Annotated in this window: 1 protein-coding gene; it reads left to right on the top strand. The window is 74.3% G+C overall.

What is annotated here, in order from left to right:
• The first annotated feature begins 46 nt into the window (after nt 1-46).
• Entirely contained in the window at nt 47-19,180 is a 19,134-nt protein-coding gene (locus ACZ7P3_RS04890; RefSeq protein WP_472078994.1) for a type I polyketide synthase, read from the top strand.
• Nucleotides 19,181-19,275: the final 95 nt, after the last annotated feature.

Genomic DNA, 19,275 nt, shown 5'->3' with positions numbered 1-19,275 from the left:
GGCCCGCGTCGACCTCTTCTGCACCGCCGTAAGGAGCGCACGCCAAATGGAGAACGAGAACAAGCTCCGCGACTACCTCAAGCGGGCAACCACCGACCTGCGCAACGCCCGCCGGCGCCTGCGCGAGGTCGAGGAGCGGGAGAACGAGCCCATCGCGATCATCGGGATGAGCTGCCGCTACCCCGGCGGCGTCGCATCGCCGGAGGACCTGTGGCGGCTGGTCGCCGACGGCGGGGACGCCGTGGTGGAGTTCCCGGCCGACCGCGGCTGGGACGCCGACGCCCTCCACGACCCCGACCCGGAGCACGCGGGCACCTCCATCACCCGCCACGGCGGATTCCTGCAGGGCGCCACGGAGTTCGACCCGGCGTTCTTCGGAGTCAGCCCGCGCGAGGCGCTGGCCATGGACCCGCAGCAGCGCCTGCTCCTGGAGACCTCCTGGGAGGCGTTCGAACGCGCGGGCATCGACCCGGCGCGGGCCAGGGACTCCAGGACCGGCGTGTTCGCGGGCGTGATGTACAACGACTACGCGACACGGCTGCCGCAGGCACCCGACGGGTTCGAGGGCTACCTCGCCAACGGCAGCGCCGGCAGCATCGCGTCCGGCCGCGTCGCCTACACGCTCGGCCTCGTCGGGCCCGCCGTGACGGTGGACACCGCCTGCTCGTCGTCCCTGGTGGCCCTGCACCTCGCGATGGTGGCGCTCCGCCGCGACGAATGCTCCCTCGCGCTCGCGGGCGGCGCCACGTTCATGTCCACACCGCGCACGTTCGTCGAGTACAGCAGGCAGCGCGCGCTGTCCGTGGACGGCCGCTGCAAGGCGTTCTCCGACAGCGCCGACGGCACCGGCTGGGGCGAGGGCGTCGGCATGCTCCTGGTGGAGCGGCTGTCCGACGCCCGCCGCAACGGCCACCCCGTCCTCGCGATCGTCCGCGGCTCCGCGGTGAACCAGGACGGCGCGTCCCACGGCCTGACCGCGCCGAACGGCCCGTCCCAGCAGGCGGTGATCACCCAGGCGCTGGCGAGCGCCCGCCTCACCGCTGCCGACGTGGACGCCGTCGAGGCGCACGGCACCGGCACCACCCTCGGCGACCCGATCGAGGCGCAGGCCCTCATCGCCACGTACGGCCAGGACCGGCCCGCGGACCGGCCCCTGTGGCTGGGGTCGCTGAAGTCGAACATCGGCCACGCCCAGGCGGCGGCCGGAGTCGGCGGCATCATCAAGATGGTCATGGCGATGCGGCACGGCGTGCTGCCCAAGACCCTGCACGTCGACGAACCGAGCAGCCACGTCGACTGGTCGGCGGGCGCCGTGGAACTGCTGACCGAGGGCCGGGAATGGCCCGAGACCGGCGAACCGCGCCGCGCCGGCGTGTCCTCGTTCGGCGTCAGCGGCACCAACGCCCACGTCATCCTGGAACAGGGCCCCGCCGACGAACCGGCACCCGCCGAGGCCGACGGCCGGCCGGTCGCCGCCGTCACGCCGTGGGCGCTGTCCGCCCGGACCCCCGACGCGCTGCGCGCCCAGGCCGACCGCCTCCTGTCCCACCTGCGGGACACCGACGACTTCGACGCGGCGGGCGTCGGCTTCTCCTTGGCCACGACCCGCGCCGTGTTCGAGCACCGCGCCGTCCTCCTCGCCGGGGACGCCGAGGACAGGGCCGCCACCCTCGACCGGCTCGCCGCCCTCGCCGAGGGCCGCGGCGGTCCGGGCGTCGTGGTCGGCGAGGCGGCGTCCCACCGGCTCGGCTACCTGTTCTCCGGGCAGGGTTCACAGCGCCTCGGCATGGGGCGTGAACTCGCCGCCCGCTTCCCGGTGTTCGCCGAAGCCCTCGACACGGTGCTGGACGCCTTCGACCCGCGGGTGCGCGAGGTGCTGTTCGGCGAGGACGCCGACGCCCTGGACGCGACCGGGATGACCCAGCCCGCGCTGTTCGCCGTCGAGGTGGCGCTGTTCCGCCTCCTCGCATCGTGGGGCGTGCGCCCCGAGGCCCTGGCGGGGCACTCGATCGGCGAACTCGCCGCCGCGCACGTCTCCGGCGTGTGGTCGCTCGCGGACGCCGTCAAGGTGGTCTCGGCACGCGGTGCGCTGATGCAGGCGTTGCCCGCAGGCGGCGCGATGGTCGCCGTCCAAGCGTCCGAGGCCGAGGTCGTACCCGATCTCCCGGACGACGTGGACATCGCCGCGGTGAACGGCCCCGACTCGGTGGTGGTCTCGGGCGCCGCCGCCGAGGTGGAGGCGGTCGCGGAGCGGTGGCGCGCGGCGGGCCGCAAGGTGACCCGGCTGCGGGTCAGCCACGCGTTCCACTCCCCGCTGATGAACCCGATGCTGGACGAGTTCCGGCGGGTGCTGGAGGGCGTGTCGTACCAGGCGCCCGCGATCCCGATCGCGTCGACGCTGATAGGCCGGCTGGCCACGGCCGAGGAGCTGACGTCGCCCGAGTACTGGGTGCGGCACGTACGCGAGTCGGTGCGGTTCCACGACGCGATCGCCGCGCTGCGCGAGCACGGCGTCGACGTCTTCGTGGAGATCGGTCCCGGCGGCGTATTGTCCGGCCTCGGGCAGCTCAACGCCCCCGAAGCCGACTTCGTCCCCGCCCTGCGCGGCGACCGGCCCGAACTCGACGCGCTGACCACCGCCGTCGGCCGGCTGCACGTGCGCGGCGTCGCCGTGAACCTGGCCGCCTTGTTCGACGGCGGCGCCCGGCGGGTGGACCTGCCCACGTACGCCTTCCAGCGGGAGCGCCACTGGCTGGACGCCCCGGCCGCGGACGAGGCCACCGAGCCGATGTCGCCCGTGGAGGCACGGTTCTGGGACACCGTGGAAGAGGGCGACCTCGGCGACCTCGCCCGCACGCTGGGCGTGTCGTCCGACGACCCGCTGAGCGCCGTACTGCCCCGCCTCTCCGCCTGGCGCAGGAAGCAGCGGGACCGTTCCACCGCCGACGGCTGGCGGTACGGGGTCGAGTGGCGGCCGGTGTCGGTCGGGTCTGGGCGGCTGGACGGTACGTGGCTGGTCGTGGCGCCGGTGGGTGAGGACCGTGTCGGGTGGGTGCGGGAGGCGCTGGCCCGGAACGGTGCCGAGGTGCGGGTCCTGGAGGTGGACCCGGAGGCGGTCGACTGGGCGGAGCGGCTGGGCGGGTTGCCCGCGCTGAGCGGTGTGGTCTCGCTGCTGGGGCTCGCCGCTGCGGACGGTCCGGGCATACCCGCGGGTCTCAGGGGCACGATCGGTCTGCTGCGGGCGCTGGGTGACGCGGGTGTGGCGGGTCCGCTGTGGTGCCTGACGTCGGGTGCGGTGGCGGCGGGTGCGGATGATGCCGTGGCCGGGTTCGAGCAGTCGATGGTGTGGGGTCTGGGCCGGGTGGCGGCGCTGGAGCAGCCCGGGCGCTGGGGCGGTCTGGTGGATCTGCCGGACGCTCAGGACGAAGGAACCGGTGACCTGTTGGCCTCGGTCCTCGCCGGCACGGGTGACGAGGACCAGATCGCCGTACGCGGTGGCGAGGTTTTCGGCCGCAGGCTGGTGCCCGCGCCCCTGGGCGATGCCGCCGTGGAGGGGTGGACGCCGCGGGGCACGGTGCTGGTGACCGGTGGTCTGGGCGCTCTGGGCGGTCATGTGGCGCGCTGGTCGGCGGCGCGCGGTGCCGAGCACGTGGTGCTGGCGAGCCGTCGCGGCCGGGCGGCCGACGGCGCGGAGGAGTTGGAGGCGGAGCTGGTCGCGTCGGGCGCGCGGGTGACGTTCGCGGCCTGTGACGTGGCGGACCGGGAGTCCGTCGCGGCGCTGCTGGAGAGCGTCCCGGAGCTGAGCGCGGTCGTGCACACGGCCGGCATCGAGCGCTCGGCCGCGCTGGCGGATCTCGATCCGTCCGACCTGAGCCGGTTCGCCGATGTGCTGGCCGCGAAGGCCGACGGCGCGCGGAACCTGCACGAGCTGCTCGCCGACCGGCCGTTGGACGCGTTCGTGCTGTTCTCGTCGATCGCCGGTGTCTGGGGCAGCGGTGGTCAGCCCGCCTACGGTGCGGCGAACGCCTACCTGGACGCCCTGGCCGAGCACCGCAGGGCGGCGGGACTGCCCGCCACGGCGGTGGCCTGGGGCCCGTGGGGCGGTGGCGGCATGGTCGCCGACTCCGGGCAGGCCGCGCACCTGCGGCGCAGGGGCCTGAACACGATGACCCCCGAGGCGGCCCTCGCCGGTCTCGGCGCGGCCGTCGACCACGGCGACGGCACGGTCACCCTCGCCGATGTGGACTGGGGGCGGTTCGCGGGCACCTTCATGGCCCAGCGGCCCAGCCCGCTGCTGAGTGAACTGTCCGAGGTGCGCGCCACGTTCGAGGCCACGTCGACCGAGCAGGTCTCGTCGGCACTGGCGCAGCGGCTCGCCGGCCTGGACGAGGCCGAGCAGGAGCGGCAGCTGACCGACCTGGTCCGGTACGAGGCGGCCGCGGTCCTCGGCCATGTGTCCGGTGACGCGTTCTCCGCGACCCGCCCCTTCCGGGAGCTGGGCTTCGACTCGTTGACGGCGGTGGAACTGCGGAGCCGGCTGAGTGAGGCCACGGGTGTCGCCCTGCCCACCACCCTGGTCTTCGACCACCCGACCGCCGCCGAACTGGCCGCCCATCTGCGCGCCGAACTGTCCGGCACGAACGCGGACCTCACCCCCGCGGCCCCCGTGGCCGTTTCGGGCGTGGCGGACGAGCCGATCGCGATCGTGGGGATGGCCTGCCGCTTCCCGGGCGGCGTTTCGAGCCCGGAGGACCTGTGGCAGGTCCTGCGGTCGGGCGGCGACGCGGTGTCGGAGTTCCCTGCCGACCGCGGCTGGGACCTGGAGACGCTCTACGACCCGGACGCCGCGCGCGTCGGCACGTCGTACACGCGCAAGGGCGCCTTCCTCGACCAAGTGGCCGAGTTCGACCCGGCGTTCTTCGGGATCTCACCGCGTGAGGCGCTGGCGATGGACCCGCAGCAGCGGCTGCTCCTGGAGACCTCCTGGGAGGCCCTCGAACGCGCGGGCATCGACGCGCACGCGCTGCGGGGCAGCCGTTCCGGCGTGTTCGTCGGCACCAACGGCCAGGACTACACGACGCTGATGATGGCCGCTCCGGACACCGTCGAGGGCTACTTCGGCACCGGCAGCGCGGCGAGCGTCATCTCCGGTCGCCTTTCCTACACGTTCGGCCTCGAGGGCCCGGCCGTCACTGTGGACACGGCGTGCTCGTCGTCGCTGGTCGCCCTGCACCTGGCGGTGCAGGCGCTGCGGTCCGGCGAGTGCGAACTGGCGCTCACCGGCGGCGTGACGGTGATGTCCACCCCGGCCGCGTTCGTGGAGTTCAGCAAGCAGCGGGGCCTGTCAGTGGACGGCCGGTGCAAGGCCTTCGGCGCGGACGCGGACGGCACCGGCTGGGGCGAGGGCATCGGCATGCTGGTCGTCGAGCGGCTGTCGGACGCCGAGCGCAACGGTCACCAGGTCCTTGCCGTCGTACGGGGTTCCGCGGTGAACCAGGACGGCGCGTCCAACGGTCTGACCGCGCCGAACGGCCCCTCGCAGCAGCGGGTGATCCGCCAGGCGCTGGCGGCCGCGGGCCTCGCCCCGGCCGACGTGGACGCGGTCGAGGCGCACGGCACCGGCACCAGGCTCGGCGACCCGATCGAGGCGCAGGCTCTCATCGCCACGTACGGCCAGGGCCGCTCCGCCGACCGGCCCCTGTGGCTGGGCTCGATCAAGTCGAACATCGGTCACACCCAGGCCGCCGCCGGTGTCGCCGGTGTGATCAAGATGGTCATGGCGATGCGGCACGGCGTGCTGCCGCGCACCCTCCACGCGGAAGAGCCGTCGCCGCACGTCGACTGGACCGCCGGCGCGGTCGAACTGCTCACCGACGAGCGCGAGTGGCCCGCCGCGGACCGGCCGTGGCGGGCGGGTGTGTCGTCGTTCGGGTTCAGCGGCACGAACGCGCACGTCATCGTCGAGCAGGCGCCCGTGGTCGAGCGGGAGCAGGCACCCGAGCCGTTGCCCGTCGGCACGGTCGTCCCGTGGGCGCTGTCGGCCGGCAGCCCCGAGGCGCTGCGTGAGCAGGCGGCTCGACTCGCGTCCCTCGTGGCCGAGTCGCCGGAGCCGTCCGTTGCGGACGTGGGCCGCGCGCTGGTGTTCTCACGTGCGGCGTTGGAGCACCGCGCGGTGGTGGTCGCCGCGGAGCCCGCCGAGTTCCGGTCGGTCCTGGCCGCCCTCGCCGAGGGGCGCGGCGGTCCGGGAGTGGTGACGGGCGAGGCCGCGTCGCACCGGGTGGGTTTCCTGTTCTCCGGTCAGGGTTCGCAGCGGCTCGGGATGGGTCGTGAACTGGCAGACGGTTTCCCGGTGTTCGCCGAGGCGCTGGACGAGGTGCTGGGGCTGCTGGCTCCTGAGGTGCGTGAGGTGCTGTTCGGTGAGGATGCCGAAGCGCTGAATGAGACGGGGGTGACGCAGCCCGCGCTGTTCGCGGTCGAGGTCGCCCTGTTCAGGCTGTTGGAGTCCTGGGGCATCCGTCCGGATGTGCTGGCCGGTCATTCGATCGGTGAGCTGGCCGCGGCTCATGTCTCGGGGGTGTGGTCTCTCGCGGATGCGGTGAAGGTGGTGTCGGCCCGTGCGGGGCTGATGCAGGCGTTACCCGAGGGTGGGGCGATGGTGGCGATCCGGGCGACGGAGGCCGAGGTCGCACCCGGGCTGCCGGAGACGGTGGGTATCGCGGCGGTGAACGGGCCGGACTCGGTGGTGGTTTCCGGTGTCGCCGCTGATGTGGAGGCTGTTGGCGAGCGGTGGGGTGCGGCGGGTCGGAAGGTGTCGCGGCTGCGGGTGAGCCGTGCGTTCCATTCGCCGTTGATGGATCCGATGCTGGAGGAGTTCCGCCGGGTGCTGGAGGGTGTGTCGTACGAGGCGCCCGAGATTCCGATCGTGTCGACGTTGACGGGCGGGCCGGCGAGCGCCGAGGAGTTGGTGTCGCCGGAGTACTGGGTGCGGCATGTGCGGGAGTCGGTGCGGTTCGCCGACGCGGTGAGTGCGCTGGTCGCGGATGGTGTAGGCACGTTCGTGGAGGTCGGTCCGGGCGGGACGCTGTCGGCGCTGGGCCGGGAGTCCGCGCCGGGCGCGGACTTCGTACCGGTGCTGCGCGGCGACCGGCCGGAGACGGTGGCCGCCACGACGGCCGTCGGGCTGCTGCACGTACGCGGCGTGGCGGTGGACTGGGAGGTGTTCCTCGCCGGACGCGGACGGCAGTGGGTGGATCTGCCGACCTATGCGTTCCAGCGTGAGCGCTTCTGGCTGGACCCCGCGCCCGTGGGTGAGGGCGTCGAGCGGTTGTCGCCGGTGGAGGCGCGGTTCTGGGAGGCCGTCGAGGAAGGCGACGTCGAGGACTTGGCCCGTACGTTGGACGTGTCGTCGGACGAGCCGTTGAGCGCGGTCCTGCCTCGGTTGTCCGAGTGGCGCAAGGAGCAGCGGGACCGTTCCACCGCCGACGGCCGGCGGTACGGGGTCGAGTGGCGGCCGGTGTCGGTCGGGTCTGGGCGGCTGGACGGTACGTGGCTGGTCGTGGCGCCGGTGGGTGAGGACCGTACCGGATGGGTGGGGGAGGCGCTGGCCCGGAGCGGTGCCGAGGTGCGGGTCCTGGAGGTGGCCCCGGAGACGGCCGACTGGGCGGAGCGGCTGGGCGGGTTGCCCGCGGTGAGCGGTGTGGTCTCGCTGCTGGGACTCGCGGACGCGGGTGCATCCCCCACCGTCGGCCTGCTGCGGGCGCTGGGTGACGCGGGTGTGGCGGGTCCGCTGTGGTGCCTGACGTCGGGTGCGGTGGCGGCGGGTGCAACTGATGCCGTGGCCGGGTTCGAGCAGTCGATGGTGTGGGGTCTGGGCCGGGTGGCGGCGCTGGAGCAGCCCGGGCGCTGGGGCGGTCTGGTCGATGTGCCGGACGCTCAGGACGAGGCGACCGGTGACCTGCTCGTCTCGGTGCTCGCCGGGGCGAGCGGTGAGGACCAGGTCGCGCTGCGCGGTGGCGAGGTCCTCGGCCGCAGGCTGGTCCTCGCGCCCCTGGGCGAGGCATCCGGGACCGGGTGGACGCCTCGCGGGACGGTCCTCGTCACGGGTGGTCTGGGTGCTCTGGGCGGTCATGTGGCGCGCTGGCTGGCGGCGCGCGGTGCCGAGCACGTGGTGCTGGCGAGCCGTCGTGGCCGGGCGGCCGACGGCGCGGTGGAGTTGGAGGCGGAGCTGGTCGCGTCGGGCGCGCGGGTGACGTTCGCGGCCTGTGACGTGGCGGACCGCGAGTCCGTCGCGGCGCTGCTGGAGAGCGTCCCGGCACTCGATGCGGTCGTGCACACGGCCGGCATCGAGCGCTCGGCCGTCCTCGCCGATCTCGGTGCGGACGATCTCGCCGATGTGCTGGCGGCCAAGGCCGACGGCGCGCGGAACCTGCACGAGCTGCTTGCCGGCCGGCCGTTGGACGCGTTCGTGCTGTTCTCGTCGATCGCCGGAGTCTGGGGCAGCAGCGGGCAGGGCGCGTACGCGGCGGCCAACGCCTACCTGGACGCCCTGGCCGAGCACCGCAGGGCGGCGGGTCTGCCCGCCACGGCGGTGGCCTGGGGCCCGTGGGGCGGTGGCGGCATGGTCGCCACCACCGAGCAGGCCGCGCTGCTCAACCGCTGGGGTCTGTCGACGATGGCTCCGGCGGTCGCGATCGTGGGTCTGGTCACGGCCCTGGAGCGTGGTGACGGGAACGTGGTCGTCGCCGATGTGGACTGGGAGCGGTTCGCGGGCACGTTCATGGCGCAGCGGCCCAGCGCCTTGCTGAGTGAACTGCCCGAGGTGCGTGCCGCGTTCGAGGCCACGTCGACGGACCGGGGTTCTTCGGCTCTGGCGCAGCGGCTCGCCGGCCTGGACGAGGCCCAGCAGGAGCGGCAGCTGACCGAGCTGGTCCGGTACGAGGCGGCCACGGTCCTCGGCCATGTCTCGGCCGACGCCTTCTCCGCCACACGTGCCTTCAAGGACCTGGGCTTCGATTCGCTGACGGCGGTGGAGCTGCGGAGCCGGCTGAGCGAGGCCACCGGGGTTGCCCTGCCCGCGACCCTGGTCTTCGACCACCCGACCGCCGCCGAACTGGCCGCGTATCTGCGTGCCGAACTGTCCGGCGCGAACGCGGACTTCACCCCCGCCGCTCCCGTGGCCGTTTCGGACGTGGCGGACGAGCCGATCGCGATCGTGGCGATGTCCTGCCGGTTCCCCGGCGGCGTGTCGAGCCCCGACGACCTGTGGCGGGTGCTGCTGTCCGGCGGCGACGCGGTGTCGGGGTTCCCGGCCGACCGCGGCTGGGACCTGGACGCGCTGTACGACCCCGACCCGGACTCGGTGGGGACCACGTATCTGCGGTCGGGCGCGTTCCTGTCGGACGTGAGCGGCTTCGACGCGGGCTTCTTCGGGATCTCGCCCCGCGAGGCGCTGGCGATGGACCCGCAACAGCGGCTCCTCCTCGAAACCTCCTGGGAACTGCTGGAGCGCGCGGGCATCGACCCCGCGTCGCTGCGCGGTAAGCGCGTCGGCGTGTTCGTCGGCTCGAACGCCCAGGACTACGGGCTGGTGGTGGGCAAGGCCGCCGAGGACGTGGGCGGCTACATGGCGACCGGCAACGCGGCCAGCGTCGCCTCCGGCCGTCTTTCGTACACGTTCGGCTTCGAGGGTCCGGCCGTGACCGTGGACACGGCGTGCTCGTCGTCGCTGGTCGCGCTGCACCTGGCCGTGCAGGCCCTGCGCGCGGGTGAGTGCGAGATGGCGCTGGCGGGTGGCGTGACGGTGATGTCGACGCCGGGTGCCTTCATCGAGTTCAGCCGGCAGCGCGGCCTGTCGGTGGACGGCCGCTGCAAGGCGTTCGCCGCCGCCGCCGACGGCACCGGCTGGGGCGAGGGCGTCGGCATGCTGTTCGTGGAGCGGCTGTCGGACGCGCAGCGCAACGGTCACCAGGTCCTCGCCGTGGTGCGGGGTTCCGCGGTGAACCAGGACGGGGCGTCCAACGGCCTGACCGCGCCGAACGGCCCCTCGCAGCAGCGGGTGATCCGCCAGGCGCTGGCGGCCGCGGGCCTCGCCCCGGCCGATGTGGACGCGGTCGAGGCCCACGGCACCGGTACGAAGCTCGGCGACCCGATCGAGGCGCAGGCCCTGCTCGCGACGTACGGCCAGGACCGGCCCGAGGACCGGCCGCTGTGGCTCGGCTCGGTGAAGTCGAACATCGGCCACACGCAGGCGGCGGCCGGCGTGGCCGGTGTGATCAAGATGGTGATGGCGATGCGGCACGGCGTGCTGCCGCGCACCCTGCACGTGGACGAGCCGTCACCGCACGTCGACTGGTCCGCCGGTGCGGTGGAACTGCTGACGCAGGACCGCCCGTGGCCTGCTGCGGACCGGCCGTGGCGGGCGGGTGTGTCGTCGTTCGGGTTCAGCGGCACCAACGCGCACGCCATCATCGAGCAGGCCCCAGTCGTCGAGCGGGTGGAAGCCCCGGAGCCGACGGCGCACGACGGTGGCCTGGTGCCGTGGGTGCTGTCGGCGGGCGACGAGGGCGCGCTGCGCGGCCAGGCGCGGCGACTGCTGTCCCTCGTGGACGAGCACGCGCCCGTGGACGTAGGCCACTCGCTCGCCACGTCACGGGCGGCGCTGGACCACCGCGCGGTGGTCGTCGCCGCCGATCCCGCCGAGTTCCGGTCGGCCCTGGCCGCCCTCGCCGAGGGGCGGGAGGAGCCCGGTGTCGTGATGGGCGAGGCCGCTGCGCACCGGGTGGGTTTCCTGTTCTCGGGCCAGGGTTCGCAGCGGCTCGGGATGGGCCGTGAACTGGCTGCCCGGTTCCCGGTGTTTGCCGCTTCCCTGGACGAGGTGCTGGGGCTGCTGGCTCCTGAGGTCCGTGAGGTGCTGTTCGGTGAGGATGCGGATGCGCTGAATGAGACGGGGGTGACGCAGCCTGCGCTGTTCGCGGTCGAGGTGGCGCTGTTCCGTCTCCTTGAGTCGTGGGGCATCCGTCCGGACGTGCTCGCCGGTCATTCGATCGGTGAGCTGGCCGCCGCGCACGTGTCCGGTGTGTGGTCGCTGGCCGATGCGGTGAAGGTGGTGTCGGCGCGTGCGGGGCTGATGCAGGCGCTGCCCGACGGCGGTGCGATGGTGGCCATCCAGGCGACGGAGGCCGAGGTCGCGCCGGACCTGCCGGAGACGGTGGGCATCGCGGCGGTGAACGGGCCGTCGTCGGTGGTCGTCTCCGGTGCCGCCGCCGATGCGGAGGCCGTCGCCGAGCGGTGGCACAAGGCGGGCCGCAAAGTGACCCGGCTCCGGGTGAGCCACGCGTTCCACTCCCCGCTGATGGACCCGATGCTGGACGACTTCCGCCGGGTGCTGGAGAGCGTGTCGTACGAGGTCCCCGCGATCCCGATCGTGTCCACGTTGACCGGTGCCCGCGCGACGGCCGACGAACTGGCCTCGCCGGACTACTGGGTCCGCCACGTACGGGAATCGGTGCGGTTCGCCGACGCCGTGCACACGCTGCGGGACTCGAGTGCGACCGCGTTCGTCGAGGTCGGGCCCGGTGGGACGCTGTCCGCTCTCGGGGCGGCCGGTGCGCCCGACGCGGTGTTCCTGCCCGCGCTGCGCGCGGACCGGCCCGAGGAGGCCGCCCTCGTCACCACGGTCGCCGCACTGCACGCGCGGGGTGTGACGGTCGACTGGAACGCCTACTTCGCGCACAGCGGGGCCCGGCGCGTCGACCTGCCGACGTACGCCTTCCAGCACCAGCGCTACTGGCTGGACGCCCGGCCCGGCGGGAGCGAGGCCGCGACGGGCGCGGACGAGGCGGAGTTCTGGGCCGCGGTGGACAGCGAGGAGGCGGACGCGCTCGCGTCGTCCCTGGGGATCGACGACGACGGTGCGACCGACTCGCTCCGCGCGGTGCTGCCGCTGCTGTCCTCGTGGCGGCGCCGCAGCCGCGAGAAGTCCACCGTGGACAACTGGCGTTACGCCGTCGACTGGAAGGCCGGCGGACACCCGGCGACCACTCCTCCCTCAGGCACCTGGCTGGCCGTGGCGCTCGCGGGTGACGAACGTGCCGCCGCGCTGCGCACGCTGCTGGCGGACCAGGGCCTGGCGCTCGTCCCGGTGGAGGCCGACGGCGCCGACCGCGAGGCGCTGGCCGACGCGCTGCGCGCGGCCGCCGCGGGCGAACAGGTCGGCGGGGTCCTGTCGCTGCTGGCGTTCGACGAGTCGCCGCACCCCGACCATCCCGCCGTGCCGAACGGTGTCGCGGCCACCCTCGCGCTGGTCCAGGCGCTCGGCGACACGGGCGTAGGAGCGCCGCTGTGGTGCGTGACCTCGGGTGCGGTGTCGGCCACCGCCGAGGACGCGGTCGCCGGGTTCGCGCAGTCGATGGTGTGGGGTCTCGGCCGGGCCGCGGCGCTGGAGCACCCCGACCGCTGGGGCGGCCTGGTCGACCTGCCGGAGACGGTGGACGAGCCGGTGGCCGCACGGCTGTGCGGCCTGCTGGGCGGAGCGGAGGACCAGATCGCCGTACGCGGGACCGGCGTGTTCACGCGCCGGCTCCGGCGCGCCGAGCGGGCCACCGCGGGCTCCGGCTGGACGCCGCGCGGCACGGCCCTGGTGACCGGCGGTCTCGGCGCCCTGGGCGCGAGGGCCGCCCGGTGGCTCGCGGCGCACGGCGCCGAGCACGTCGTGGTGGTGAGCAGGCGTGGCCCCGAGGCCGAGGGCGCCGCCGAGCTGGGCGCCGAACTCGCCGAGCTGGGCGCGCGCGTCACGGTCGCCGCCGTCGACATCGCCGACAGGGAACGGCTCGCCGCCCTGCTCGGCGACCTGGCCGCCGCCGGCGACCCGGTCCGTGCCGTCGTGCACACCGCCGGCCTCAACGACAGCGTCCCCGCCGACGAGACGGACCTCGCGCGCTTCGCGGACGTGGTCACCGCCAAGGTGGCGGGCGCCGCGCACCTGCACGAACTCCTTGCCGACGCGCCCCTCGACGCGTTCCTGTCGTACTCCTCGATCGCCGGCATCTGGGGCAGCGGAGGCCAGGTCGCCTACAGCGCCGCGAACGCCTACCTCGACGCCCTCACCGAGCACCGCGTCTCGCGCGGCCTGCCGGCCACCACGGTCGCCTGGGGCCCCTGGGCCGGGGGCGGCATGGCCGACGACGAGGCGCAGCGGCAGCTGTCCCGGCGCGGGCTCCCGGCGCTGCCGCCCGAGCCCGCGGTGGGCGCCCTCGCCGACGCGGTCGGCGGCGGCACGGCGACCACGGTCGTGGTGAACGTCGACTGGGAGCGGTTCGCGCCCGCCTTCACCATCGGCAGGCCCAGCCCGCTGCTCGCCGACCTGGCCGAGGCGCACGACGCGATCGCCGACCGGGCCGACGGATCCAACGGGTCCGGCGGGCCGGGCGGGTCCGACGAGGAGGGCGCCGAGCTGCGCCGCCGCCTCACGGGCCTGGACGAGGCGAAGCGGAAGGAACTGGTGCGCGGCCTCGTCGTCGCGCAGGCCGCCGCCGTCCTGGGCCACGCCTCGGCCGGCGCGGTGGACCCCGACCGGGCGTTCCGCGAGCTGGGCTTCGACTCGCTGACCGCCGTGGAACTGCGCAACCGGCTGACGGCCGAATCCGGCCTGACCCTGCCCGCGACCGTGGTCTTCGACTACCCGAGCCCCGCGGCGCTCGCCCAACACCTGCTGACGGCGGTCCTGGAACCGCACGGCGGGTCGCTCCGGGCACCGGACGCCGTCGCCCCGGGCGCGACCGACGAGCCGATCGCGATCGTGGCGATGGCGTGCCGGTACCCCGGCGGCGTGGCCGGCCCGGAGGACCTGTGGCGGGTGCTGCTGTCCGGCGGGGACGCGGTGTCGGAGTTCCCGGCCGACCGCGGCTGGGACCTGGAGGCGCTGTACGACCCGGACCCCGAAGGGGTGGGCACCACGTACAGCTGCAGGGGCGCCTTCCTCGACCGCGTCGCGGACTTCGACGCGGGCTTCTTCGGGATCTCGCCGCGCGAGGCGCTGGCGATGGACCCGCAGCAGCGACTCCTCCTGGAGACCTCCTGGGAGACGTTCGAGCGGGCCGGAATGGACCCGAACGCGATACGCGGCGAGCGGGTCGGCGTGTTCGTCGGCTCGAATGTTCAGGACTACGGCCTCGTCCTCGACGGAGCCGCCGAGGACGTCGGCGGACACGTGGCGACGGGCAGCGCGGCCAGCGTTATGTCCGGCCGTCTCTCGTACACGTTCGGCCTCGAGGGTCCGGCCGTGACCGTGGACACGGCGTGCTCGTCGTCGCTGGTCGCGCTGCACCTCGCGGTGCAGGCACTGCACCAGGGCGAGTGCGAGATGGCGCTGGCGGGCGGTGTGACGGTGATGTCGACGCCGGGTGCCTTCATCGAGTTCAGCCGCCAGCGCGGACTGTCGGTCGACGGCCGCTGCAAGGCCTTCTCCGACGCCGCCGACGGCACCGGCTGGGGCGAGGGCATCGGCATGCTGCTCGTGGAGCGCCTGTCGGACGCGCAGCGCAACAGGCACGAGATCCTCGCCGTGGTGCGGGGTTCCGCGGTGAACCAGGACGGTGCCTCCAACGGCCTGACCGCGCCCAACGGCCCCTCGCAGCAGCGGGTCATCCGGCAGGCCCTGGCGAGCGCCGGTCTGGAACCGTCCGACGTGGACGCGGTCGAGGCCCACGGCACCGGCACCAGGCTCGGCGACCCGATCGAGGCGCAGGCCCTGCTGGCCACCTACGGCCAGGACCGCCCCGCCGACCGGCCGCTGTGGCTCGGCTCCATCAAGTCGAACATCGGTCACACCCAGGCCGCCGCCGGTGTCGCCGGTGTGATCAAGATGGTGATGGCGATGCGGCACGGCGTGCTGCCCCGCACCCTCCACGCGGACGAGCCCTCGTCGCACGTGGACTGGTCCGCGGGCGGGGTACGGCTGCTCACGGACGAGCGTGACTGGCCTGCCGTGGACCGGCCGTGGCGGGCGGGCGTGTCGTCGTTCGGATTCAGCGGCACCAACGCGCACACGGTCATCGAGCAGGCCCCCCCGGTGACAACCGTGATCGAGCAGGCCCCCCGGGTGACGTCGGCCGAGGCCGGCGCCGAGCCGGCGGAGACGGGTGTCGTGCCCTGGGTCCTCTCGGCCCGGTCCGCGGAGGCGCTGCGGGAACAGGCGGCCAGGCTCCGCGAGGAGTGCGTGCGGGAGGCGGCCGCGCCGGTCGCCGACGTCGCCCACTCGCTGCGTTCCCGCTCCACGTTCGACCACCGGGCCGTCGTGGTGGGCCTCGACCGGGAGGAGTTCCTCTCCGGTCTCACCGCCCTCGCCGACGGCCGTGAGGCCCCGAACGTCGTGACCGGCGTGGCGGAGAACCACGGTGCCGGCCCGGTGTTCGTGTTCCCCGGCCACGGCACGCAGTGGCTCGGCATGGCGGGCGGCCTGATGGAGTCCTCTGCGGTGTTCCGCGCCCGCATGGAGGAGTGCGCCGCGGCCCTGGAGGAGTTCGTGGACTGGTCGCTGCTCGACGCGATCCAGGACGCCGACCGGATGGAACGCCTCGACGTCGTCCAGCCCGCCCTGTTCGCGGTGATGGTGTCGCTGGCCGCCACCTGGCGGTCGTGGGGCGTCGAGCCCAGTGCCGTCCTCGGCCACTCGCAGGGCGAGATCGCCGCGGCCTGCGTCGCGGGCGCCCTGACCCTCACGGACGCGGCACGGCTGGTCGTCCTGCGGAGCAGGGCACTGAGCACGCTGTCCGGCCAGGGCGGCATGGTGTCGGTCGCACTCGGCGTGGACGGCGCGCGGGAGCTGATCGCCCGCTGGGACGGACGGCTCGCGGTCGGCGTGGTGAACGGCCCCGCCTCGGTCGTCGTCTCCGGTGACATCGCCGCCCTCGACGAACTCGTCGAGGCCTGCGCCGAGAAGGGGGTGTGGGCGCGACGCGTCCTCGCGGACTACGCCCCGCACTCCCACCACGTCGAACGCATCGAAGCGGACCTCCTGCAGGGCCTCGCGGACGTGGCGCCGCGAGCCGGCGACGTGCCGTACTACTCCCCGCTGACCGGCGGCCTGCTCGACACCCGCGAGATGGACGCCGCGTACTGGTACCGGAGCCTGCGGCGGACGGTCGAGTTCGCCGACTCCGTCTCCGCCCTGGTGGAGGAGGGCTTCACGGCCTTCGTCGAAGTCAGCCCCCACCCCGTGCTCGTGGCAGGCCTGGGCGAACTGGTCGGCGCCGACGGCGTCGTCGTCGGCTCCCTGCGCCGCGGGGACGGCGGCCTGACCCGGCTGATGACCTCGGCGAGCGCCCTGTTCGTCCGCGGCGGGCAGGTGGAGTGGGACACGCCCGGCGGACGCCGGGTCGACCTGCCGACCTACCCGTTCCAGCGCCGGCGCTTCTGGCCCACCACGACGCACACCGCGTCCGGCGACGTCACCGCGGCCGGCCTGGGACGCGTGCGGCACCCCGTGCTCGCCGCCGTCACCGAACTCCCGGACTCCGAGAGCCTCGTGTTCAGCGGCAGGCTGTCCCTGCGCACCCACCCCTGGCTCACCGACTACCGCGTCCTCGGCTCCGCGGTGCTCCCCGGCTCCGCCTACGTCGACCTCGCGCTGCGCGCCGGTGACCACGTCGGCTGCGCGTCCCTGGACGACCTGGTGCTGGAGGCGCCCCTGGTGCTGCCCGAACGCGACGGCGTCCAGGTGCGGCTCAGCCTCGAAGGACCGGACGCCTCCGGCAGGCGGACGTTCACCGTGGATTCCCGAGGAGACGAGGGCGGGGACTGGACCCGCCACGCCACGGGTGCCCTGACCGCCCAGGCGGAACCCGTCACCGACGCCCTCGTCGCCTGGCCGCCCGGCGAGGCCGAACCGGTCGACCTGGAGGCGCACCACGCCACCGTCGCCGCCTCCGGCCTCGACCACGGCCCCGCCTTCCAGGGCCTGAACGCAGCCTGGCGCAAGGGCGACGTGGTGTACGCCGAGGTGGATTTGCCGGACGGCCTCGCGGACGACGGCTTCGGCCTGCACCCGGCACTCCTGGACACCGCGCTGCACGCCGTCGGGCTCGGCGTCGGCTCGGACGGGCTGCCGTTCTCGTGGGCCGGGGTACGGCTCCTCGCGACCGGTGCGACCGCCCTGCGGGTCCGGTTGACTCCGGTCGGCGTGGACGCCGTGGCCGTACTCGTCGCCGACGGCACCGGCGAGCCCGTGGCCGCCGTCGACGCGCTGACCCTGCGGCCCCTCTCGGCCGACCAGCTCAGCCTCGCCCGGTCCGCGCACCGCGACTCGCTGTTCGACGTCAAGTGGGTCCCGGCCCAGGACGCCGCCCCCGACACCGGCACCTGGGCGGTGCTCGGCGGCGACACCGGCCGCCTGGCCCACGCGCTCACCGCCGCCGGCGAACAGGTCGACGCACACACCGGCCTGGCCGCCCTGCTGGCCGCCGTCGACAGCGGCACGCCCGTACCCCGGTACGTGGCCGTGACCCCAGGCGAGCGCGCGACGACACCCCGCGAGGCCACGCACCACACCCTCGACCTGCTCCAGAAGTGGCTCGCGGAGGACAGGTTCGCCGAGTCCCGGCTCGTGCTGCTCACCAGTGGCGCGGTCGCCGCCGGGCCGGACGAGGACGTACCGGACCTGGTGCGCGCCCCCGCGTGGGGCCTGGTCCGCTCGGCGCAGTCGGAGCACCCGACGCGGTTCGTACTCGTGGACCTCGTGGACACGGACGGGAACGAGCAGTCGCTGCGCAGGCTGCCCGCCGCCGTGGCGACCGAGGAACCGCAGCTCGCGATCAGGGACGGAATCGCCATGGTGCCCAGGCTCACCCGGCTCGCCGCCCCGGCCGGCACACCCGGCGCGGCGGCCTTCGGCCCCGACAGCGTGGTGCTGATCACCGGTGGACTCGGCGTGCTCGGCGGCGTGACCGCAAGGCACCTCGTCAGCCGGCACGGAGTGCGCGAGCTCGTCCTGACCGGCAGGCGCGGCGCGGACACACCGGGAGCGGAGGAACTGCGCCAGGATCTGGAGGCCCTCGGCGCACGGGTCGCGGTCGCCGCCTGCGACGTCGGCGACCGCGACGCGGTCGCCGCGCTCCTGGCGGAGCACCCCGTGACCGCCGTCGTGCACACGGCGGGCGTCCTGGACGACGGCGTGATCGAATCCCTCACCCCGGAGCAGGTCGACGCGGTGCTGCGCCCCAAGGCCGACGCCGCACAGCACTTGCACGAGCTGACCCGGGGCACCGACCTCACCGCGTTCGTGCTGTTCTCCGCGGCCGCCGGTGTGTTCGGCGGCCCCGGCCAGGGCAACTACGCCGCCGCCAACGCCTGCCTCGACGCGCTCGCGCAGCACCGCCGGGCCACAGGGCTGCCCGCGACGTCACTGGCCTGGGGCCTGTGGGCCGAGGCCAGCGGCATCACCGGCCACCTCGACGACACCGACGTCCAGCGGATGGCGCGGGGCGGCATGGTCCCGCTGTCCTCCACGGACGGCATGGCCCTGTTCGACGCGGCATGCGCGACCGGCGCCGCGACCGCGGTGCCCGCCGCGATCGACCTGGCCGCGCTCCGGTCCCACCCGGAGCGGGTCCGGCCGATGCTGCGCGGCCTGGTTCCCACCCCGGCCCGCCGGTCCGCGCGGTCCGGTGACGGAGTGGTCCCGCTCGCCCAGCGGCTCGCGGCCCTCACCGAGGCGGAGCAGGACCGGGCGCTGGTGCACCTCGTGCGCACGCACACCGCGGCCGTCCTCGGCTTCGCCGGACCGGATGCCGTCGAGGCGGACCGTGCCTTCAAGGAACTCGGATTCGACTCGCTGACCGCGGTGGAACTGCGCAACAGGCTCGACGCCGAAGTCGGCTCGCGGCTGCCCGCCACCCTGGTGTTCGACCACCCGAACCCCGCGGCGCTCGCGGCCCATCTGCGCACGTCGGTCCTCGCGGACCAGGTCTCGCCTGCCGCCGCGGTACTCAGCGAACTGAACAAGCTGACGATCACCATGTCCAAGCTCGACCCGGACGACGCGCTGGCCGGGGACATCCGGCTCCGGCTCCGCTCGCTCCTGTCCACATGGGACGAACAGGAACCCGAGGCCGCGGTGGACGACCTGAGCTCGGCAACGCTCGACGACGTCTTCGACATCATCGACGAGGAACTCGGAAAGTCCTGATCAGCGCCAATACGGACCGGCACCAGCACCGGCCGTCACGGGCCGTCCCCAAGACCAGCCCGCACGGCCTCCCATCAACACGGGCACGGACTCAC

The sequence above is a fragment of the Streptomyces sp. NPDC107581 genome (assembly GCF_055657175.1).
The sequence above is the reverse complement of the archived record's forward strand: the minus strand, read 5'-3'. Positions and strand labels throughout refer to the sequence as shown.